Origin of the sequence: Bacillus sp. NH11B (assembly GCF_001884205.1) — a bacterium.
GTDB classification, from domain to species: domain Bacteria; phylum Bacillota; class Bacilli; order Bacillales; family Bacillaceae_G; genus Bacillus_A; species Bacillus_A proteolyticus.
In genome coordinates this window covers 160,963-181,933 of record NZ_MAOG01000109.1, presented here as the reverse complement: position 1 = coordinate 181,933, position 20,971 = coordinate 160,963, and the positions used below count along the sequence as shown (strand labels likewise).

Annotated in this window: 18 protein-coding genes and 1 other annotated feature; of the genes, 16 read left to right on the top strand and 2 right to left on the bottom strand. The window is 37.5% G+C overall.

Annotated features, from left to right (window positions below; translation table 11 throughout):
• Window positions 1–89: 89 nt before the first annotated feature.
• Window positions 90–2,420 carry an endopeptidase La gene (gene lon, locus BAU27_RS20260; protein WP_071745777.1) on the top strand — a complete coding sequence of 777 codons (2,331 nt, stop codon included), beginning with the start codon at window positions 90–92 and terminating at the stop codon, window positions 2,418–2,420.
• Window positions 2,417–3,013 (top strand): ribosome biogenesis GTP-binding protein YsxC, encoded by a 597-nt coding sequence (gene ysxC, locus BAU27_RS20255; protein WP_000869121.1) that lies wholly within the window; start codon window positions 2,417–2,419, stop codon window positions 3,011–3,013. Before lon ends, ysxC begins: the two co-directional genes overlap by 4 nt.
• Before the next feature lie 31 nt (window positions 3,014–3,044).
• Here the strand turns inward: ysxC and BAU27_RS20250 are convergent, their stop codons facing one another.
• The gene (locus BAU27_RS20250; RefSeq protein WP_000359781.1) at window positions 3,045–3,461 is read right to left on the bottom strand and encodes an organic hydroperoxide resistance protein; all 417 of its coding nucleotides are present in this window, start codon (window positions 3,459–3,461) and stop codon (window positions 3,045–3,047) included.
• 2 nt (window positions 3,462–3,463) lie between these two features.
• Complete coding sequence (locus BAU27_RS20245; protein WP_071771741.1) at window positions 3,464–3,916, bottom strand: MarR family winged helix-turn-helix transcriptional regulator; 453 nt, start codon at window positions 3,914–3,916, stop codon at window positions 3,464–3,466.
• Window positions 3,917–4,333: 417 nt separating this feature from the next.
• On the opposite strand from BAU27_RS20245, the gene hemA reads away from it, so the two are divergent.
• The 14 genes from hemA (at window position 4,334) to mreB (ending at window position 20,945) form a co-directional block, all read left to right on the top strand.
• Entirely contained in the window at window positions 4,334–5,665 is a 1,332-nt protein-coding gene (hemA, locus tag BAU27_RS20240) for a glutamyl-tRNA reductase (protein WP_071771740.1), read from the top strand.
• 17 nt (window positions 5,666–5,682) lie between these two features.
• Window positions 5,683–6,516 (top strand): cytochrome c biogenesis protein, encoded by an 834-nt coding sequence (locus tag BAU27_RS20235; RefSeq protein ID WP_000009002.1) that lies wholly within the window; start codon window positions 5,683–5,685, stop codon window positions 6,514–6,516.
• 15 nt (window positions 6,517–6,531) lie between these two features.
• The gene (gene hemC, locus BAU27_RS20230) at window positions 6,532–7,461 is read left to right on the top strand and encodes a hydroxymethylbilane synthase (protein ID WP_071771739.1); all 930 of its coding nucleotides are present in this window, start codon (window positions 6,532–6,534) and stop codon (window positions 7,459–7,461) included.
• Window positions 7,462–7,463: 2 nt separating this feature from the next.
• Window positions 7,464–8,216: a uroporphyrinogen-III synthase gene (gene hemD, locus BAU27_RS20225; protein WP_071745773.1), complete on the top strand. Its 753-nt coding sequence runs from the start codon at window positions 7,464–7,466 to the stop codon at window positions 8,214–8,216.
• A gap of 20 nt (window positions 8,217–8,236) precedes the next feature.
• A complete protein-coding gene (gene hemB, locus BAU27_RS20220; RefSeq protein ID WP_071745772.1) occupies window positions 8,237–9,226 on the top strand; it encodes a porphobilinogen synthase in 990 nt (329 codons plus the stop codon).
• Window positions 9,226–10,515 carry a glutamate-1-semialdehyde 2,1-aminomutase gene (hemL, locus tag BAU27_RS20215; protein WP_071771738.1) on the top strand — a complete coding sequence of 430 codons (1,290 nt, stop codon included), beginning with the start codon at window positions 9,226–9,228 and terminating at the stop codon, window positions 10,513–10,515. Before hemB ends, hemL begins: the two co-directional genes overlap by 1 nt.
• Window positions 10,516–10,594: 79 nt before the next feature.
• Window positions 10,595–11,608 carry a stage VI sporulation protein D gene (gene spoVID / locus BAU27_RS20210; protein ID WP_071771737.1) on the top strand — a complete coding sequence of 338 codons (1,014 nt, stop codon included), beginning with the start codon at window positions 10,595–10,597 and terminating at the stop codon, window positions 11,606–11,608.
• 72 nt (window positions 11,609–11,680) lie between these two features.
• On the top strand, window positions 11,681–12,706 hold the full coding sequence (gene ysxE / locus BAU27_RS20205; RefSeq protein WP_071771736.1) for a spore coat protein YsxE: 1,026 nt from the start codon (window positions 11,681–11,683) through the stop codon (window positions 12,704–12,706).
• 134 nt (window positions 12,707–12,840) lie between these two features.
• Window positions 12,841–13,072 (top strand) — a binding site (T-box leader).
• 38 nt (window positions 13,073–13,110) lie between these two features.
• Window positions 13,111–15,756, top strand: a complete 2,646-nt coding sequence (locus tag BAU27_RS20200) for a valine--tRNA ligase (protein WP_071745768.1) — start codon at window positions 13,111–13,113, stop codon at window positions 15,754–15,756.
• A gap of 94 nt (window positions 15,757–15,850) precedes the next feature.
• Window positions 15,851–17,152, top strand: coding sequence for a bifunctional folylpolyglutamate synthase/dihydrofolate synthase (locus BAU27_RS20195; protein WP_071771735.1), 1,302 nt, complete (start codon window positions 15,851–15,853; stop codon window positions 17,150–17,152).
• Window positions 17,153–17,316: 164 nt separating this feature from the next.
• Complete coding sequence (locus BAU27_RS20190) at window positions 17,317–18,252, top strand: stage II sporulation protein B (RefSeq protein ID WP_071771734.1); 936 nt, start codon at window positions 17,317–17,319, stop codon at window positions 18,250–18,252.
• Window positions 18,253–18,464: 212 nt separating this feature from the next.
• Complete coding sequence (locus BAU27_RS20185) at window positions 18,465–19,040, top strand: Maf family protein (protein WP_071745805.1); 576 nt, start codon at window positions 18,465–18,467, stop codon at window positions 19,038–19,040.
• 49 nt (window positions 19,041–19,089) lie between these two features.
• Entirely contained in the window at window positions 19,090–19,767 is a 678-nt protein-coding gene (gene radC / locus BAU27_RS20180) for a DNA repair protein RadC (RefSeq protein WP_071745765.1), read from the top strand.
• Window positions 19,768–19,925: 158 nt separating this feature from the next.
• Complete coding sequence (gene mreB / locus BAU27_RS20175) at window positions 19,926–20,945, top strand: cell shape-determining protein MreB (protein ID WP_000466738.1); 1,020 nt, start codon at window positions 19,926–19,928, stop codon at window positions 20,943–20,945.
• The last annotated feature ends 26 nt before the right edge of the window (window positions 20,946–20,971 follow it).

The following is a 20,971-nucleotide window of genomic DNA, read 5'->3' as shown; positions in this document are numbered from 1 at the left end:
TTACAATTGCGGAGAATCTCTGCAATTGCATCTAGATGTATTGTAATATAAAATAGTTGAACAGGAGTTTAATTTATTATGGAGGTGCTATGTCTAGTATGAATACGAACGAAAGAATTGTGCCCCTCCTACCATTAAGAGGCGTTCTCGTATATCCAACGATGGTTCTGCATCTTGATGTAGGACGTGATAAATCGATACAAGCACTAGAGCAGGCGGCAATGGATGAAAATATCATCTTTTTAGCAATGCAAAAAGAAATGAATATCGATGATCCGAAAGAAGATGACATATATAGTGTAGGTACAGTGGCGAAAGTGAAGCAAATGCTAAAATTGCCGAACGGTACGCTTCGTGTCCTTGTGGAAGGTTTACATAGAGCAGAAGTAGTAGAGTTTATCGAAGAAGAAAATGTAGTGCAAGTTTCTATTAAAACGGTAACGGAAGAAGTGGAAGATGATTTAGAAGAGAAAGCTCTTATGCGTACGTTACTAGAGCATTTCGAACAATATATTAAAGTTTCGAAAAAAGTTTCAAATGAAACATTTGCAACGGTAGCTGATGTAGAAGAACCGGGAAGACTAGCTGATTTAATTGCTTCTCACTTGCCGATTAAAACGAAGCAGAAACAAGAGATTTTAGAGATTGTATCTGTAAAAGAAAGACTACATACACTTATTTCAATTATTCAAGATGAACAAGAGTTGCTTAGCCTAGAAAAGAAAATTGGACAAAAAGTGAAACGTTCAATGGAGCGCACACAAAAAGAATATTTCTTACGTGAGCAAATGAAGGCGATTCAAACAGAACTTGGTGATAAAGAAGGTAAGGGCGGAGAAGTTGAAGAACTTCGTGAGAAAATTGAACAGTCAGGAATGCCTGAAGAAACAACGAAGGCTGCGCTGAAAGAATTAGATCGTTATGAAAAGTTACCAACAAGTTCTGCGGAGAGCGGTGTTATTCGCAATTATATTGACTGGTTATTAGCCCTTCCGTGGACAGAAGCGACAGAGGATATGATTGATCTTGTTCATTCTGAAGAGATTTTAAATAAAGATCATTACGGCCTTGAAAAAGTAAAAGAGCGAGTGCTTGAATATTTAGCTGTACAAAAATTGACTAACTCATTAAAAGGCCCTATTCTTTGTTTAGTAGGACCTCCTGGGGTCGGAAAAACTTCGTTAGCTCGTTCTATCGCAACATCATTGAATCGTAACTTTGTCCGTGTATCCCTTGGCGGTGTACGTGATGAATCTGAAATTCGTGGTCACCGCCGTACGTATGTTGGAGCAATGCCAGGACGCATTATTCAAGGTATGAAAAAGGCGAAAACAGTTAATCCAGTCTTCTTATTAGATGAGATTGATAAAATGTCTAACGATTTCCGTGGAGATCCATCAGCAGCATTACTTGAAGTGTTAGATCCAGAACAAAACCATAACTTTAGTGATCATTACATTGAAGAGCCATATGATCTATCGAAAGTTATGTTTGTAGCAACTGCTAATACACTTTCAAGTATTCCAGGTCCGTTGCTTGACCGTATGGAAATCATTTCGATTGCTGGCTATACAGAACTTGAAAAGGTACACATTGCTCGTGAACATTTACTGCCGAAACAATTAAAAGAGCATGGCTTACGAAAAGGTAATTTACAAGTACGTGATGAAGCGCTTCTTGAAATTATTCGTTATTATACACGTGAGGCTGGTGTTCGTACACTAGAGCGTCAAATTGCAAAAGTTTGTCGTAAAGCAGCAAAAATCATTGTTACAGCAGAACGCAAGCGAATTATTGTAACGGAGAAAAATGTTGTTGATTTACTTGGTAAGCACATATTCCGTTACGGACAAGCTGAGAAGACAGACCAAGTTGGTATGGCGACTGGTTTAGCTTACACAGCAGCTGGTGGTGATACACTGGCTATTGAAGTGTCTGTAGCGCCAGGTAAAGGGAAATTAATTTTAACAGGGAAACTTGGGGATGTTATGAAAGAATCAGCACAAGCAGCGTTTAGCTATATTCGTTCTCGTGCAGAAGAGCTGCAGATCGATCCGAATTTCCATGAGAAAAATGATATTCATATTCATGTTCCAGAAGGAGCAGTTCCAAAAGATGGACCGTCAGCAGGTATTACGATGGCAACGGCACTTATTTCGGCACTAACAGGTATTCCTGTAAGTAAAGAAGTAGGTATGACAGGTGAAATTACACTTCGTGGTCGTGTATTACCAATTGGTGGTTTAAAAGAAAAAACATTAAGTGCTCACCGCGCAGGCTTAACAAAAATTATTTTGCCAGCAGAAAACGAGAAAGATTTAGATGATATTCCAGAGAGCGTAAAAGAAAACCTTACGTTTGTGCTTGCATCTCATTTAGATGAAGTATTGGAGCACGCATTAGTAGGAGTGAAACAATGAAAGTAACAAAAGCAGATATTGTAATTAGTGCTGTTAAACCAGAACAATATCCAGACAGTGATTTACCAGAAATTGCATTAGCAGGTCGTTCAAATGTCGGGAAATCTTCCTTCATTAATAAAATTTTAAATCGTAAAAAGTTAGTACGTATTTCTTCTAAACCAGGAAAAACGCAAACACTGAACTTTTTCTTAATCAATGAGATGATGCATTTTGTTGACGTTCCAGGTTATGGATATGCGAAAGTATCTAAAACGGAGCGCGCGGCATGGGGCAAGATGATTGAAACTTACTTTACAACACGTGAGCAATTAGACGCAGCTGTATTAGTAGTTGATTTACGTCACCAACCAACAAAAGATGACGTGATGATGTATGATTTCTTAAAGCATTATGAAATCCCAACAATTATTATTGCAACGAAAGCCGATAAAATTCCGAAAGGGAAATGGCAAAAGCATTTAAAAGTTGTAAAAGAAACGCTTGCTGTTGAAATTGGCGATGAAATCGTTCTATTCTCTTCTGAAACAGGACTTGGAAAAGAAGAGGCATGGAAAGCAATTCATAAAATGACAAAAACAAAAAACGCGTGACGAATGTCGCGCGTTTTTTCTTTATACACTTTTAGCGTACGTTTAATGTTACTTCAATATTCCCTCGTGTTGCTTTAGAGTACGGACACACCCCGTGAGCAGCTTCTACAAGTTCTTGTGCTTCGCTATGTGAAACGCCGGCGACATGTACATCAAGTACAGCAGATAGACCGAAACCACCATCTGTATCTTTTCCGATAGAAACGTGAGCAGTTACTTCTGTACTTTCCACTTTCACACGTTTTGTACGAATGACAAGTTGTAATGCACTATCAAAGCAAGCGGCATAACCAGCAGCAAATAGTTGTTCTGGATTTGTTGCCTCTCCGCCTGCACCACCTAGTGCTTTCGGCATTTTTACATCAAGGTTTAATATGCCATCATCTGAAACTACTTTCCCGTTTCTTCCACCTGTTGCTGTTACTGAAGCAGTATATAATTTATCCATGTTTATTCCCCTTTTCTATCATTAATGGTTTTCATTGTTTCAATTAGTGTATTTAATTGAATTAATAAAGAACGATATTCTTGCTCTGTAATTCCTAAATTTGTAGCCATCGTTGTCGGTAATGAGCAGGCCTTTTCTTTTAAATCTTTACCTTGTTCTGTTAATTCAATACAAACTTTTCGCTCGTCTTCTTTTGAGCGAACACGTTTTACAAGTTTTAATGATTCCATTCGTTTTAACATAGGTGTTAACGTACCAGAATCTAAAAATAGGCGTTCGCCAATTTCTTTCACTGTTAGTCCATCTTGCTCCCATAGTACGAGTAACGTAATGTACTGGGGATACGTAATGCCCATTTCTTCTAAATAGGGCCGATAAAAACGGGTAACCTCTTTAGAACAAGCGTAAATAGAAAAACAAAGTTGGTTATCTAGATGTAAAGGATTTTCTTTCATAAGCAACTCCTTATATTTTTAAATTGTGCACAATTTAATTTTGTAAAATCAATATAACGAAAAATAAATACAATGTCAAATGCATTGCATTGAGAAAGTGAGTACTATATTTTGGAACAATCATACATATTTTCCTTCATGATGAAAGAAGATAGAAAAGATGATGTTATAATTAATATGGAATAGTTTCCAACACTTGATTATGAGGACTTTTTTTGGTAACGTACAAATAGAGTTGTTATTTTATAATCATTATAAAGTAGAGAGTTCTTTGTTAATTTTACTGAAGCTCCTTTATTACATATGGAGAATAAATAAAAAATAATCAGTTGTTCACACGATTGTCAGATTCATAAGAGGAAAGTTGTATTATGATAGTAGATAAAGTGATAAAACGGGTGAAGGGGGACATGCTGCGTGCATATTCTTGTTGTTAGTGTAAATTATCGAACAGCCCCTGTAGAATTTCGTGAGAAACTCACATTTCAGGCAGCAGAGCTAGAGCAAGCAATGACTACATTACAAAATCAAAAGAGCGTGCTAGAAAACGTCATTGTATCAACTTGTAATCGCACTGAGATTTACGCTGTTGTCGATCAATTACACACGGGACGGTATTACATTAAGAAGTTTTTAGCTGATTGGTTTCAGCTTGAAATAGAAGAGGTCGCACCATATTTAACTATTTTTGAACAAGATGGTGCAATAGATCATTTATTCCGCGTAACGTGCGGTTTAGATTCTATGGTAGTTGGAGAGACGCAGATTTTAGGTCAAATAAAAGATAGCTTTTTAGAAGCGCAACAAGTAAAAGCGACAGGCACAATTTTTAATGAATTGTTTAAGCAAGTGGTTACGTTAGCAAAACGTGCGCACTCAGAAACAACAATTGGTGGAAGTGCGATGTCTGTTAGTTATGCTGCTGTTGAGCTCGGAAAGAAAATATTTGGCGATTTAACAGATTGTCATGTACTTATTCTTGGTGCTGGTAAGATGGGTGAACTTGCACTGCAAAACTTATACGGAAGCGGTGCTCGTAAAGTAACAGTTATGAATAGGACGCTTACGAAAGCGGAAGTGATGGCTGAGAAATATATGGGACATGCAAAGCCTTTAAGTGAATTGCAATGTGCATTATTAGAAGCGGATATTTTAATTAGTTCAACGGGTGCATCAGAATATGTTATTACGAAAGAAATGATGACGAAAGTAGAGAGAATGCGCTCTGGTCGTCCGTTATTTATGGTTGATATTGCAGTGCCACGTGATATTGATCCTGCGATTGACGAATTAGAAGGCTCTTTCTTATATGATATCGACGATCTGCAAGGTGTAGTTGAAGCAAACCGTGCTGAACGTTTAAAAGAAGCAGAGAAGATTCAATTTATGATTGAAGAGGAAATGGTTTTATTTAAAACGTGGTTAAGTACGCTTGGTGTTGTGCCGTTAATATCGGCTCTTCGTGATAAAGCGCTAGCAATTCAAAGTGATACGATGGAAAGTCTTGAGCGGAAAATACCAAACCTAAGTGATCGTGAGAAAAAAGTAATTAGTAAACATACGAAAAGTATTATTAATCAATTGTTAAAAGACCCAATTTTAGTAGCTAAAGAACTAGCTGTTGAAGAGGGAGCCGACGAAAAATTAGCTTTATTTGCGAAGATTTTTGATTTAGAAGTAGAAGAAGCGGGAAATACGGAAGAAGTAGAACATAAAAGAGCGTGGACACCATCCGTTCCATCTTTATAATTTGGAAGGATGATCGGATGAGTTTTTTAAATAACAGTATTATTTATCATATTGCAATTATTTTATATGCTTGTAGCATTAGTTTATATTTTATAGATTATTTCCAAAGTAACCGAAAGGCGAACCGATTTGCTTTTTGGTTACTTTCGATTGTATGGGTATTGCAGTCTATTTTTATGTTGCTTAGGGCGACAGATTCAGAAACGAATCCCATTTTAACTTTATTATCAGGGATTTATTTTTATGTTTGGTTATTGATTACGATGTCGTTAGTCATCAATCGATTTATGCGCGTTGACTTTCTAGTCTTTTTTACAAATGTTGTTGCATTTGGCGTAAGCGCTTTTTCGATTTTTACACCGCTAGGAAAGATGTCGCCAGTACTTGCAGAGCAATTGGTTTCAGAACTTGTATACGTGCATGTCGGAATGGCGATTATTTCTTATGCAACGTTTACTGTATCGTTTATTTTTTCTATTATGTATTTACTGCAATATCGCCTATTAAAAAAGAAAAAGTGGAATGCGAGATTAAGAAGGTTAGGGAACTTGCCGAAGCTTGAATCTACGTCTTACGGATTAAATTTATTTTCTGTGCCATTCTTCTTACTAGCAATTTTATTAGGATGCATATGGGGATATACAAAATTGGACAATTTCCATTGGTATGATACGAAAGTAATCGGTTCGTTTGTTGTTCTATTTGTATATTGTGCGGGCTTGTATTTACGAGCGGCAGATGTGTTGCAAGGTAAGAAAATTGTACTGTGGAATGTAGGGGCATTTCTCGTAATGCTAGTTAACATTTTTCTATTAAGTAGTTTATCTAATTTCCACTTTTGGTATTTATAATGAGGAGAGAGAATTATGCGCAAAATTATTGTAGGTTCACGAAAGAGTAAACTAGCATTAACACAAACAAACTGGTTTATTGATCAGTTAAAAGCACTTGGTTTACCATATGAATTTGAAGTGAAAGAAATTGTCACTAAAGGTGATGTGATTTTAGATGTTACTCTTTCAAAAGTAGGCGGAAAAGGTTTGTTCGTTAAAGAAATTGAACATGCGTTACTTACGAAAGAAATCGATATGGCTGTACATAGTATGAAAGATATGCCGGCCGTACTTCCAGAAGGATTAATGATTGGTTGTACACCAAAGCGTGTTGACCCTCGTGATGCTTTTATTTCTAAAAGCGGAGAATCGTTTAAAGATTTAGCAGAAGGTGCAATCTTAGGGACGAGTAGTTTGAGACGTAGTGCACAACTACTAGCTGCGAGACCAGATTTACAAGTGAAGTGGATTCGCGGAAATATCGATACACGTTTACGTAAATTAAAAGAAGAAGATTACGATGCGATTATTTTAGCGACAGCTGGATTACAAAGAATGGGCTGGGACGATGAAGTTATTACAGAACATTTAGATGAAACGTTATGTGTACCAGCTGTAGGACAAGGTGCATTATCGATTGAATGTCGTGAGGACGATAAGGATTTACTTCAGTTGTTAGCACATATTAATGATGCAGTAACAGAAAGAACAGTGGCTGCTGAACGAGTATTTCTTCATAAACTTGAAGGTGGATGCCAAGTTCCAATCGCTGGATATGCAACTCTTAAAGAAGATGATGCAATCGAATTAACAGCGCTTGTCGGTTCTATGGACGGTTCTGTTTTGTTGAAAGAGACAGTAGTAGGCACTGATCCGAAGCAAGTTGGATTAGAGGCTGCAGACCGTTTAATTAAACAAGGAGCAAAAGAGCTCATTCTTGCTGCAAATAAGGAGCAACAATAAATATGAACGCTCTCGCTGGCAAAACAGTATTGATTACACGTGCCCAGCACCAAGTGAAACAAATGAGTGTAGCAGTGAAAGAAAGGAGCGGAATTCCATTGGAAATTCCGCTTTTGCGTATGGAAGGTATGTCTCATAGGGAAATTCAACATATAGCAGGACAGCTACATTCGTATGACTGGGTTATTTTTACGAGTAAAAATGGTGTAGCTTTTTTTCTAGATAGTTTGAGAAAGAAGCTCCCCGGACCGATTAAAATTGCTGCAGTAGGCGTGAAAACAAAGTTAGAGTTAGAAAAGCGAGGCTATCAAGTAGATTTTGTTCCCACAGCATTTGTTGCAGAAGTATTTGCAGAAGAGTTTGTAAAAAAACTAAGTGGAAACGAATGTATTTTATTTCCGAAAGGGAATTTAGCAAGAGATGTTATCCCAGTTAAACTCCGGGAAATGGGTGTTTCTCTAGAGGAGCTAATCGTATACGGTACGAAAGAAAATGTAATGAAAAAGCAAGAGCTTATAGTAGCATTAGAAGAAGGGAAAGTAGACATTATTACATTTACGAGCCCTTCAACTGTCACTAGTTTTGTTCGTTTACTTGAGGGTACAAACTGGAGAGAATGGACAAAAAAATGTACAATTGCTTGTATAGGGCCTATTACGGAAAAAGAGGCGAGCCTTTATTTTTCGCATGTTATTGTGCCAAAAGAGTACACTGTAGAAGCATTACTACAATGCATTTGTGAATCTATAAAATAAAAGAATGGGGATAGAAATCTATGAACTCTTTACAATTTAATCGTCATCGTCGCTTAAGACAAAGCGGTAACATGCGTGCGCTTGTGCGTGAAACGTTTTTACATACGGAAGATTTTATTTACCCTATTTTTGTATTAGAAGGTGAAAATGTTCGTAATGAAGTTCCTTCTATGCCAGGCGTATATCAAATGTCTTTAGATTTATTGCAAGCTGAAATGCAAGAGGTTGTTGACTTAGGTATTCGTTCTGTTATTGTATTTGGTTTACCTGCTGAAAAGGATGAAGTTGGGTCATCAGCATATTGTGATCATGGAATTGTGCAACGTGCAATTAAGCAAATTAAAGGTGATTTCCCTGAGCTAGTAGTAGTTGCAGATACATGTTTATGTCAATTCACAAGCCATGGTCATTGCGGTGTGATTGAAGATGGTATTATTTTAAATGACGAGTCTCTTGCAGTTCTTGCGAAAACAGCTGTAAGCCAAGCGAAAGCGGGAGCGGACATTATTGCGCCGTCAAACATGATGGACGGGTTCGTAACAGCAATTCGCCATGCATTAGATGAAAATGGTTTTGGTCATGTGCCAGTTATGTCGTACGCTGTGAAATATTCATCAGCATTTTACGGACCATTCCGTGATGCGGCGCACGGTGCACCACAATTTGGTGATCGTAAAACATATCAGATGGACCCAGCGAACCGTATGGAAGCGTTCCGTGAAGCAGAATCAGATGTAATGGAAGGGGCAGATTTCTTAATTGTAAAGCCAGCTCTTTCTTACTTAGATATCGTTCGTGATGTGAAAAATAACTTTAATTTACCAGTCGTTGCTTATAACGTAAGCGGTGAATATTCAATGATTAAAGCGGCGGCGCAAAATGGTTGGATTAATGAAAAAGAAGTTGTACTTGAAAAATTAATTAGCATGAAACGTGCAGGAGCAGATTTAATTATTACGTATCATGCAAAAGATGCAGCAAGATGGTTACAAGAAGGAGGTGCTAAATAATGAAAAAGTTTGATAAGTCGATTGCGGCGTTTGAAGAGGCACAAGACTTAATGCCTGGTGGCGTAAATAGCCCTGTTCGTGCCTTTAAATCTGTCGGTATGAATCCGTTGTTTATGGAGCGTGGAAAAGGTTCTAAAGTATATGATATCGATGGAAATGAATACATCGATTACGTATTATCATGGGGTCCTTTAATTCATGGTCATGCAAACGATCGTGTTGTGGAAGCTTTAAAAGCTGTCGCTGAAAGAGGTACAAGCTTCGGTGCACCAACAGAAATTGAAAATAAATTAGCAAAACTTGTTATTGAGCGCGTACCATCAATTGAGATTGTACGTATGGTTAACTCTGGAACAGAAGCGACAATGAGTGCACTACGTTTAGCTCGTGGTTATACAGGCCGTAACAAAATTTTGAAATTCATTGGTTGTTACCATGGTCATGGCGATTCGTTATTAATTAAAGCAGGCTCTGGTGTGGCGACGCTAGGTTTACCAGATAGCCCTGGTGTACCAGAAGGTGTAGCGAAAAATACGATTACAGTAGCGTACAACGATTTAGAAAGTGTAAAATATGCTTTCGAACAATTTGGTGATGACATCGCTTGTATAATTGTAGAACCAGTGGCAGGGAATATGGGTGTTGTTCCTCCGCAACCAGGATTTTTAGAAGGACTTCGTGAAGTAACAGAGCAAAACGGTGCACTACTTATTTTTGATGAAGTAATGACAGGATTCCGTGTTGCTTATAATTGTGGACAAGGTTACTACGGTGTAACACCTGATTTAACTTGTTTAGGTAAAGTAATCGGTGGTGGCTTACCGGTAGGAGCATACGGTGGTAAGGCAGAGATTATGCGTCAAGTTGCACCAAGCGGGCCGATTTACCAAGCTGGTACTTTATCAGGTAACCCGCTTGCGATGGCAGCAGGTTATGAAACGTTAGTACAATTAACGCCAGAATCATATGTAGAATTTGAGCGTAAAGCTGAAATGTTAGAAGCTGGTTTACGTAAAGCGGCTGAAAAACATGGCATTCCGCATTATATTAACCGTGCTGGTTCTATGATTGGTATTTTCTTCACAGATGAGCAGGTTATTAATTACGATGCAGCAAAATCTTCAAACTTAGAATTCTTTGCGGCTTACTATCGTGAAATGGTAGAACAAGGTGTATTTTTACCACCTTCTCAATTTGAAGGTTTATTCTTATCAACAGCACATAGTGATGCAGATATTGAGGCGACAATTGCGGCGGCCGAAATTGCAATGTCAAAATTAAAAGCATAATTTCTTAGAGAAAATCGCTCTCCATAAGGGGAGCGATTTTTTTTATTCATAAAGTAGCCTTAGGGAACATAAATCTGTAATGACATATAGTTTGGGAGGGGGAAAAGAAGTGGCACTAGATCATTCATTACGATTTTCATTAAAAGAATCTGTTTGGTTCCAAAAAGGACAGGAAGTCGAAGAACTTTTGTCAATTTCGTTAGATCCAGACGTTGAGATAGAAGAGCTTGATCATGAAGTTATCGTGAGAGGGCAGTTAGATTTAACGGGAGAGTATGTTGCAAGGCAAGATGACTCAGCTTATTCATTAAGAGAGCTATCACCAGCAAAGGCAATTGATTATGTAGAAACAAGGGAAGACGGGGTTAATGAGCTTGTCCATTCCTTTCCGCTTGAAATATCAATTCCAAGAAATCGAGTGAAAGTAATTGAAGAACTATATGTATCAATTGAGGAATTTGATTATGAATTAAAGGAAAATGGTTGCTTACAATTGTTAGCGGATATATCTATTACAGGTTTATGTGACGAGGAAAGAATTGAGGAAGAGGAAGAAGAGGACGACACGACATACGCTGAGTTAGAAGATGATTTAGAACAAGAGGATGAAAATAGGCCCGTACCATATGTAGAAGAACCATCTTATAAGGAATCAGATGAGTGGGAAGATTACGCATTTGAACCGTTTCAACTAGAGGAAAGAAAAGAGCAGGAAGTAGAGGAAGAGGAAATAGAAGAACATGAATTTGTGGAGCGTGTAGAGGAAAAAGAAACAACGCCACAATTTGAATTGTTCGGACGAAAAGATTTCAAGAAAGAAAAAGCAAAAAAACAAGAAGAGCAAGAAGAAGAAGCGTACTCACAGCGAGATGAAAATGCGCTTTATTTAACGAAATTATTTACGAAAGAACCGGAAGAAGAATTTACAAAGTTAAGAATGTATTTCGTGCAAGAAGGGGATACGATCGAATCTGTTGCAGATCGTTATGAAACGTCTGTACAAAACTTATACCGTGTAAATCAATCGGAAGATATATATTTGACTACAGGGCAAATTATATATATTCCCGTTTCAAAAGCAAAAGTGAAATAAGTGAGTGAGTTTTTTCACTCACCTCTTTTCTTTTCCTAGAAGTTATGTTTTGAACAAGAAAGGGTCATTCGTATGGATATTGAATTACGAAATCGCTATGAACCCATTGTCAGGCAATATAGATTGGATACGCAGCATATGGAAGAGCACGGAAGTGTAATGAAAATTTATACGAATCAAGGTCCGTATGCGTTAAAGAAAATACAAGATAGAAAATTAGAGCGGAATAATTTTTTGCATCACATTCAATATTTGAAAGAGAAAGGTTTTTCGAATTATGTACCTATTTATCATGCGACGGACGGAAATTATGTCTTAAGTGATGGGACATATAGTTATTATTTAATGCCTTGGTTAGAGCGTGCGGAAGGAAACGGTGAGGATAACGATCAATATCACAAAATGTTTCAGACGCTCGGAACGTTGCATCAAAAAACGGTGAAAGAGGAGACGTATACAGAAGAAGAGTTAGAAAAACATTATACAAATATATCCGACCGTTGGGAAAATGATGGTGAGATGTTAGAAGAGTTTCTTGTAGAATCTGAAGCGAAGTGGTATATGTCTCCGTTTGAATTACAATATTGTACGTATTATCACCATGTTATGAGAGCTCGCGAGTTCGCAACAAAGCAATTAAATGAATGGCATGATGCGATGAAAGAAAAGGAAACAACACGTACTACTTTCGTTCATGGGAATGTCTCGCTTAATCATTTTTTATTTGATTATGAGCGAAACGGCTATTTTATTAGTTTAGAAAAATCGCAGTTTGCAACGCCTGTGCAAGATATAGTAGATTTTTATTCGCGGTCTTTAAACACATATCCAATTGCACGGAGTGACCGCTTTGAATGGTATCAAATGTATCAAAAAAATTTCCCGTTTTCGAAAGAGGAGCAGCTTCTTATGTTTGCATATATGACGTATCCGTCGCATTTTATTCGGCAAATTCAGTCGTATACGAAAAGAAGAAAGAGTCGTAATGAAGAAAATGAGCTCCGCGGGGTGAAAAGTCTGCAGCAATCGCATTGGCTCGTTAGCAATACAGAATATTTCCTTTCGCAATTACAAGCTGCCCAGCAAGGGAACGGATGAAGAAGATAAGTAGGGAGAACCCTGCTTATCTTTTTTTATTAGTTCCATAAAGAGATAAAAGCCGTAGTTTCAAATTTATCTTGACGAATAAGGTTTCGTTTTTTACACTATTGTATATAATAATTAACAATCATATAAATGCATTGAAGGGGAAGAGTATAACATGAAACGTCTTCAGAGAGGAGAATCATTAGCTGGGAGATTCTCTAGATAGTTATGTTAGAAGGTAGCCCTGGAGCATCTTTTCTGAACGGAATAGTTCTCATTAGGAAAAGACGGATTTGTCCGTTATCAAATTAAGAGTATAAGCAAATTCTGAATTTGTTTGTAAATAAAGGTGGTACCGCGATGTCCCTCGTCCTTTTTTGGATGAGGGGCATTTTTTATTTTAAGGAGGGAAAATAATGTCAAACACGGAAAAGAATTTACCAACTAAATATGATCATATGTCCGTTGAAGAAGGCCTTTATCAATGGTGGCTTGAAGGCAAATATTTCGAAGCAACAGGAGACGAGAAGAAACAACCGTATACAATTGTAATTCCACCTCCGAACGTAACTGGTAAGTTACACTTAGGTCATGCTTGGGATACAACTCTTCAAGATATTTTAACTCGTACGAAACGTATGCAAGGTTACGATGTACTGTGGCTTCCAGGGATGGACCATGCTGGTATCGCAACGCAAGCGAAAGTAGAAGGGAAACTTCGTGAAGAAGGTATTTCACGTTACGATCTTGGCCGTGAGAAATTCCTTGAAAAAGCTTGGGAATGGAAAGAAGAATACGCTTCTCACATTCGTCAACAATGGGGAAAAGTTGGTTTAGGACTAGACTATTCTCGTGAACGTTTCACATTAGACGAAGGTTTATCTAACGCTGTTAATAAAGTATTTGTTCAATTATATGAAAAAGGTTTAATTTACCGCGGTGAGTATATTATCAACTGGGATCCAGCAACACGCACAGCTCTTTCTGATATTGAAGTAATTCATAAAGAAGTTCAAGGTGCATTCTACCATATGAATTATCCGTTAACAGATGGTTCTGGTCACATTCGTCTTGCAACTACTCGTCCAGAAACGATGCTTGGAGATACAGCGGTAGCAGTTCATCCAGAAGATGATCGCTACAAACATTTAATCGGAAAAACAGTTACACTTCCAATCGTAGGCCGTGAGATTCCGATTATTGCTGATGAATACGTAGAAAAAGACTTCGGAACAGGCGTTGTGAAAATTACACCAGCTCATGACCCGAATGACTTTGAAGTAGGTAACCGTCATGACTTACCACGTATTTTAGTAATGAACGAAAATGGAACGATGAACGAAAAAGCTGGCAAGTATAACGGTATGGATCGTTTCGAATGTCGTAAAGAGTTAGTGAAAGACTTACAAGAAGCTGGCGTATTAGTAGAAATCGAGCCTCATATGCACTCAGTAGGTCATAGTGAGCGTAGCGGTGCAGTTGTTGAGCCTTACTTATCAACACAATGGTTCGTAAAAATGGCTCCACTTGCAGAAAAAGCGGTAGAACTTCAACAAAAAGAAGAAGAAAAAGTAACGTTCGTACCAGAGCGTTTTGAAAACACATACTTACGCTGGATGGAAAACATTCATGACTGGTGTATTTCTCGTCAATTATGGTGGGGACATCGCATTCCAGCTTGGTATCATAAAGAAACTGGTGAAATATACGTAGGTACAGAAGCACCAACGGATATTGAAAACTGGAATCAAGATAATGACGTACTTGATACATGGTTTAGCTCAGCGTTATGGCCATTCTCAACACTTGGCTGGCCAAATGAAGAGGCAGCAGACTTTAAAAAGTTCTATTCAACAGATGCACTAGTAACTGGTTATGACATCATCTTCTTCTGGGTATCTCGTATGATTTTCCAAGGTTTAGAGTTTACAGGAGAGCGTCCATTTAAAGATGTATTAATTCACGGTTTAGTTCGCGATGAGCAAGGACGTAAAATGAGTAAATCTCTTGGTAACGGTATTGATCCTATGGATGTTATCGAGAAATACGGTGCAGATGCAATGCGTTACTTCTTATCAACAGGAAGTGCACCAGGCCAAGATTTACGCTTCAGCATGGAGAAAGTAGAATCTACTTGGAACTTCATTAATAAAATTTGGAACGCATCACGTTTCGTATTAATGAACATGGATGACATGAAGTATGAAGAAATCGATTTAACTGGTGAAAAATCAGTTGCAGATAAGTGGATTTTAACTCGCTTAAACGAAACAATCGAAAGTGTAACACGTAACATGGATAAATATGAGTTCGGTGAAGCTGGTCGTTCATTATACAACTTCATTTGGGATGATTTCTGTGACTGGTACATTGAGATGGCGAAACTGCCACTATACGGTGAAGATGAGACAGCTAAGAAAACAACTCGTTCTATTTTAGCTTACGTATTAGACCAAACAATGCGTCTATTACACCCGTTCATGCCATTCGTAACAGAGAAAATTTGGCAGCATTTACCGCATGAAGGCGAGTCTATTACAGTAGCAGCATGGCCAACAGTTCGCGAAGATTTACAAGATAAAGAAGCGGCAGCAGAAATGCACCTTCTAGTTGATATCATTCGCTCTGTTCGTAACATCCGTGCAGAAGTAAATACGCCAATGAGCAAAAAAGTTCAAATGCAAATTAAAGCAAAAGATGAGGCAGTACTAGCTCAACTTACGAAAAACAGCTCTTACATTGAGCGTTTCTGTAACCCAAGTGAATTAACAATTAAAACAGATCTACAAGCGCCAGAAAAAGCGATGACTGCAATCGTATCAGGTGCAGAGTTATTCTTACCGTTAGCTGATCTTATCAATCTTGATGAGGAAAAAGCTCGTCTTGAAAAAGAACTTGAGAAGTTCGATAAAGAAGTAGAACGAGTACAGAAGAAACTTTCAAACCAAGGTTTCGTAGCGAAAGCTCCTGCAGCAGTTATTGACGGAGAGCGTGCGAAAGAGCAAGATTACCTAGAAAAACGTGAAGCGGTTCGTCAACGTCTAGCGGATCTTGAGAAATAAAATATTTTTTCAGAGACTCACTATATTGGTGAGTCTCTTTTCTTTGCGTATAATAGAGGTATGAAGGTTGTCTTTTGAAAGGGGAATAACATACGTGATACATACATACGAAGAAGCGATAGGATGGATTCATAGCCGATTGAAATTTGGGATAAAACCAGGATTAGAAAGAATGCAATGGATGTTAGAAGAGCTCGGAAATCCAGAGCGTCATATAAAATGTGTTCATCTTGCGGGTACAAATGGAAAAGGTTCAACTTTAACATACATGCGCAACATGTTAGAGGGCGCGAAATATAAAGTAGGAACATTTACCTCTCCTTATATCGAAACATTCAATGAACGTATTAGTGTGAACGGAACACCAATTGCAGATGAAGAGATTGTGGAACTTGTAAATATGGTAAAGCCGGTCGTTGAAAAACTAGACGAGACGGATTTAGGAGAAGCGACCGAGTTTGAAATTATTACTGTTATGGCAATTTGCTATTTCGGTAAAGTTAATTTCTGTGATGTTGTTTTATTTGAAACAGGGCTTGGGGGAAGGTTTGATTCTACAAACGTTATTCATCCTGTTCTCACTATTATTACGAATATCGGTCACGATCATATGCATATTTTAGGGAATACACTAGGAGAAATTGCATATGAAAAGGCAGGGATTATTAAATCAGGTGTTCCAGTAATTACTGGTGTACAAGATGAAGAAGCATTGCAAGTCATTCAAAAGGTTGCGAAGGAAAATCATGCAAACGTATATGAACTTGGCAAACAGTTTACATCACTACATAAACATTCTAATGAAGATGGAGAACATTTTGATTTTGCTTGTCCATTCGCCTCATTTGAAGATGTTCGGATTTCGATGAAAGGTATTCATCAAGTAGGCAATGCTACAGTAGCGCTTATGGCCGTAATGTATTTAAAAACATATTTATCATTTTTAATTAATGAAGAGGAAATGAAAGTTGGATTACAGGAAGCGTACTGGATTGGCCGATTTGAAAAGCTACAAAGTAACCCGGATATTATTATAGATGGTGCTCATAATCCAGAGGGTATTGAAAGCCTTGTGAAAACAGTAGAGGCACATTACAAAGATAAAAATGTAGTAGTTTTATTTACTGCTCTTGGTGACAAGCAGTTACATAACATGGTAGGGCAATTAGAAGCCATTGCCGATGAAATTATTTTTACAACATTCGCCTTTGATCGTGCTATTTCTGCTGACAAACTTGCATCGTATTCACAAAAAGAATCAAAATTAATTTTTGAAGATTGGAAAGAGGCAATTGATACGAAGATTGAAATGATAGGAGAAAATGATGTTTTCATCATAACAGGTTCTCTATATTTCATTTCCGAAGTTCGAAAATATATTTGCGAAAAAAACTAGATAGTATTTGCTATCTAGTTTTTTGTTCTACAAATGAAGTCAAATGCATACATATAAGATAATTATATAGGATAATTTGGCGAATTCCTCTGACAAATATCTCGTTTTTTTGTGAAATGAATATGATATGATGCGGACAACGATAAGAGGTGAGGTGTGAGTGTATGGACAAGCAATCACGAACGATCTCGGTGAAAGTAAATGGAACAGAAGCGAAGTATGAAGAAAAGAAGAAAGATGAGTTTGAATGGATGGTAGTCGAAAGTGAAAGACCGCAAAACGTTGTACCTTTTAAAAAAGAAAAGACATCGTCTATGGCACAATACCGAAAGAAATGGAGTACAACAATAATCGCAATCGTTGCAACTGCAATTATTATCGGTACTGTATTTGGGATGGGGATAATTCATTTATTAACTGGACAAGGGACAACAGGGGAAGGTACGGTAACGGCTTCGAAGCAGACAGGTAATGAGGAACAAAAGGTGGACGGAACGGTAGAACAAAAAGCGCAGGTAGGAGCTGCATTAGAACCAATGAAACTATTTTTCGTTCAAGGAGGGCTATACTCCTCTGAAGAAAAGGGACAGGCAGCTATTGAAGAGTGGAAAAGTAATGGAGGCGTGGCTGCTTTGAAACCGAGTGGTGATAAGTATGCGTTAGTTGTTGGTGTTGCAAGTGATGAACAAGCTGTGAATCAATTAATAGGCCAGTATAAGCAAGATGGTGTTTCAGTTTTGAAAAAAAATTGGGATATTACAGATAAAGCATTACTCAAAAATGATAAAGAAGTGGGTGGGTTTTTAGCGAAAATACAGCCATTGTATACTCATTTTGAAAAATACGTTTTCGGTGTGCAAACTAGTGGAAAGAGTAACCCAAAAGATATAGAAGCAATCACAAAAGAGTGGAAAGCGATTGGAAAAGAAGGGAAAAGTATGAAGCGTGAAGATGCGAAGAAGCTTTATACGTACACGTCAGTAGCCGTGCAAACAATTAAGGAAGGGAAGAGTGATAAGGAATCTGTAGCTAAATTAAATCAAGTTATTATTGATGGCTTACTTTCATATGAAAAAATAGTTTCACAAAAAGTGAAATGATAATAAGATGAAGGAGAAAGAAGTATTTATACTTCTTTCTTTTCTTTTGAATTTAGAACAAAGTGCTTTCTTTGTGGGCAGAGTATAATCGTATTAAAAAAAATATTATTTTAATTAGAGAAAATGATATTTCTCTAATTTGTGGGAAAACTATTCCTTTGATACGATTGATAGGAATTGTTCTGCTTCATATGAGAAAGGAAGGAGAAAACATGAAAAAAATTATTTTAGCTTCAGGATCACCTCGGAGGAAGGAACTGCTTGAATTAGCTGATGTGCCATTTGAAGTTGTTGTTAGTGAAGTAGATGAGACGATTGGTGCATATTCATCACCTTCTGATATTGTTATGTCGCTTGCTTTACAAAAAGCATCTGCCGTAGCAGAAAATTATAGTGATGATATTGTATTAGGTGCAGATACAATTGTTACATATGAGTCACGTATTCTTGGAAAGCCGTCTAATGGGGCTGAGGCGAAAGAAATGTTACAATTATTATCAGGGAAAACACATGAAGTATATACTGGTGTTGCGATTATATTAAAAGAGAAAACGGTAACTTTTTATGAGCGTACAGAAGTGACGTTTTGGGAATTAACAGAAGATGAAATTGACGCATACGTTGCATCGAAGGAACCACTTGATAAAGCAGGAAGTTATGGGATCCAAGGGAAAGGATCTATTTTTGTTCAGCACATTCAAGGGGATTATTATAGTGTGGTAGGCTTGCCAATTGCACGTCTTGTTCGTGAATTAAAACAGTTTGATAGCGATGTAACCCATGCGTAAAATTGCATGGGGTTTTCTTTGAGAGAACTAATAAAAAAGAGGTGAAGAAATGAACGGTATTCGTGATGTTGTGAAAGAGGAACAGCCACGGGAGCGTTTATTATTAGAAGGAGCTGGAAGTTTATCGAATCGAGAGCTTCTTGCAGTATTACTCAGAACAGGTTCTAAAGAAGATACAGTTTTAACGTTATCAGATAAAATTTTACACCATTTTGATGGTTTACGAATGTTGAAAGACGCAACATTAGAAGAGCTAATAAGCATTCATGGTGTTGGAATCGCAAAAGCGTCGCAACTTATGGCTGCTTTTGAATTAGGGAGAAGAATGGTTCGTTTAGAATATCGGAATAGATATAGCATTCGAAGCCCGGAAGATTGTGCGAGTTATATGATGGAAGAGATGCGTTTTTTACAGCAGGAGCATTTTGTGTGTTTATATTTGAATACAAAAAATCAAGTTATACATAGGCAAACGATTTTTATTGGAAGTTTAAATACGTCGATTGTGCATCCGAGGGAAGTTTTTAAAGAAGCATTCCGTCGTGCAGCAGCCTCTATAATATGTCTCCATAACCATCCCTCAGGAGATCCTACGCCGAGCCGAGAAGATATTGAAGTAACAAAACGTTTAGTAGAATGCGGCCAGATTATCGGAATTGAAGTGCTCGATCATATTATAATAGGTGACCATAAATTCGTGAGTTTAAAGGAAAAAGGTCATATTTAAGACTATGCTTTTTACTTATTTTGTTTTATAATGTGATTTATGAGTTTTTTGTAGAAAATTATCTACAAAAAGGATACAGATATAAAAAAACGTACTGTTTTTATCATATAAAGTAAGAGAAAATGAGTCCGTGAAAACAAGAAAGGAAGATAAATAATATGTTTGGATTTGGTGGCTTTACTCGCGATCTTGGAATAGATTTAGGAACTGCGAACACGCTTGTATATGTAAAAGGAAAAGGTGTAGTTTTACGTGAGCCTTCAGTAGTAGCATTACAAACTGATACGAAACAAATCGTTGCAGTAGGTAGCGATGCAAAACAAATGATTGGTCGTACACCAGGAAACGTAGTGGCACTTCGCCCTATGAAAGACGGTGTAATTGCTGATTACGAAACAACAGCAACAATGATGAAATATTACATTCAACAAGCTCAAAAATCAAATGGATTCTTCTCACGTAAGCCATACGTAATGGTATGTGTACCATCTGGTATTACAGCTGTAGAAAGACGTGCAGTAATCGATGCAACTCGTCAAGCTGGTGCTCGTGATGCATATCCAATTGAAGAGCCATTTGCAGCAGCAATTGGTGCGAACCTACCTGTTTGGGAACCAACTGGTAGTATGGTTGTTGATATCGGTGGTGGTACAACAGAAGTTGCAATTATTTCTTTAGGTGGTATTGTAACAAGTCAATCAGTTCGTGTTGCTGGTGATGATATGGATGATTCAATCATTCAGTACATTAAGAAAAGCTACAACTTAATGATTGGTGAAAGAACAGCTGAAGCATTAAAATTAGAAATCGGTTCTGCAGGCGAGCCAGAAGGTATTGAACCTATGGAAATTCGCGGTCGTGATTTAGTAAGTGGTTTACCAAAAACAGTATTAATTCAACCAGAAGAAATTGCAGATGCATTAAAAGATACAGTAGATGCGATTGTAGAATCAGTTAAAAATACATTAGAGAAAACTCCACCTGAATTAGCGGCAGATATTATGGACCGTGGTATCGTATTAACGGGTGGCGGGGCATTACTACGTAACTTAGATAAAGTTATTAGTGAAGAAACAAATATGCCAGTTCTTGTTGCAGAAAACCCATTAGATTGTGTAGCGATTGGAACGGGTAAAGCATTAGACAATATCGACCTTTTCAAAACTGCTGCTCGATAATATTGCAAAATAAAAATCAATGAAAT

Excerpts from the sequence above, each read along its gene's own strand:
- BAU27_RS20245 (WP_071771741.1), bottom strand. The coding sequence starts at position 3,916 with ATGAAAGAAAATCCTTTACATCTAGATAACCAACTTTGTTTTTCTATT.
- BAU27_RS20190 (WP_071771734.1), top strand. The coding sequence starts at position 17,317 with ATGGACAAGCAATCACGAACGATCTCGGTGAAAGTAAATGGAACAGAA.
- hemL (WP_071771738.1), top strand. The coding sequence starts at position 9,226 with ATGAAAAAGTTTGATAAGTCGATTGCGGCGTTTGAAGAGGCACAAGAC.
- spoVID (WP_071771737.1), top strand. The coding sequence starts at position 10,595 with ATGACATATAGTTTGGGAGGGGGAAAAGAAGTGGCACTAGATCATTCA.
- BAU27_RS20235 (WP_000009002.1), top strand. The coding sequence starts at position 5,683 with ATGAGTTTTTTAAATAACAGTATTATTTATCATATTGCAATTATTTTA.
- BAU27_RS20185 (WP_071745805.1), top strand. The coding sequence starts at position 18,465 with ATGAAAAAAATTATTTTAGCTTCAGGATCACCTCGGAGGAAGGAACTG.
- BAU27_RS20200 (WP_071745768.1), top strand. The coding sequence starts at position 13,111 with ATGTCAAACACGGAAAAGAATTTACCAACTAAATATGATCATATGTCC.
- radC (WP_071745765.1), top strand. The coding sequence starts at position 19,090 with ATGAACGGTATTCGTGATGTTGTGAAAGAGGAACAGCCACGGGAGCGT.
- mreB (WP_000466738.1), top strand. The coding sequence starts at position 19,926 with ATGTTTGGATTTGGTGGCTTTACTCGCGATCTTGGAATAGATTTAGGA.
- hemB (WP_071745772.1), top strand. The coding sequence starts at position 8,237 with ATGAACTCTTTACAATTTAATCGTCATCGTCGCTTAAGACAAAGCGGT.
- ysxC (WP_000869121.1), top strand. The coding sequence starts at position 2,417 with ATGAAAGTAACAAAAGCAGATATTGTAATTAGTGCTGTTAAACCAGAA.
- hemD (WP_071745773.1), top strand. The coding sequence starts at position 7,464 with ATGAACGCTCTCGCTGGCAAAACAGTATTGATTACACGTGCCCAGCAC.
- hemC (WP_071771739.1), top strand. The coding sequence starts at position 6,532 with ATGCGCAAAATTATTGTAGGTTCACGAAAGAGTAAACTAGCATTAACA.
- ysxE (WP_071771736.1), top strand. The coding sequence starts at position 11,681 with ATGGATATTGAATTACGAAATCGCTATGAACCCATTGTCAGGCAATAT.
- lon (WP_071745777.1), top strand. The coding sequence starts at position 90 with ATGTCTAGTATGAATACGAACGAAAGAATTGTGCCCCTCCTACCATTA.
- BAU27_RS20250 (WP_000359781.1), bottom strand. The coding sequence starts at position 3,461 with ATGGATAAATTATATACTGCTTCAGTAACAGCAACAGGTGGAAGAAAC.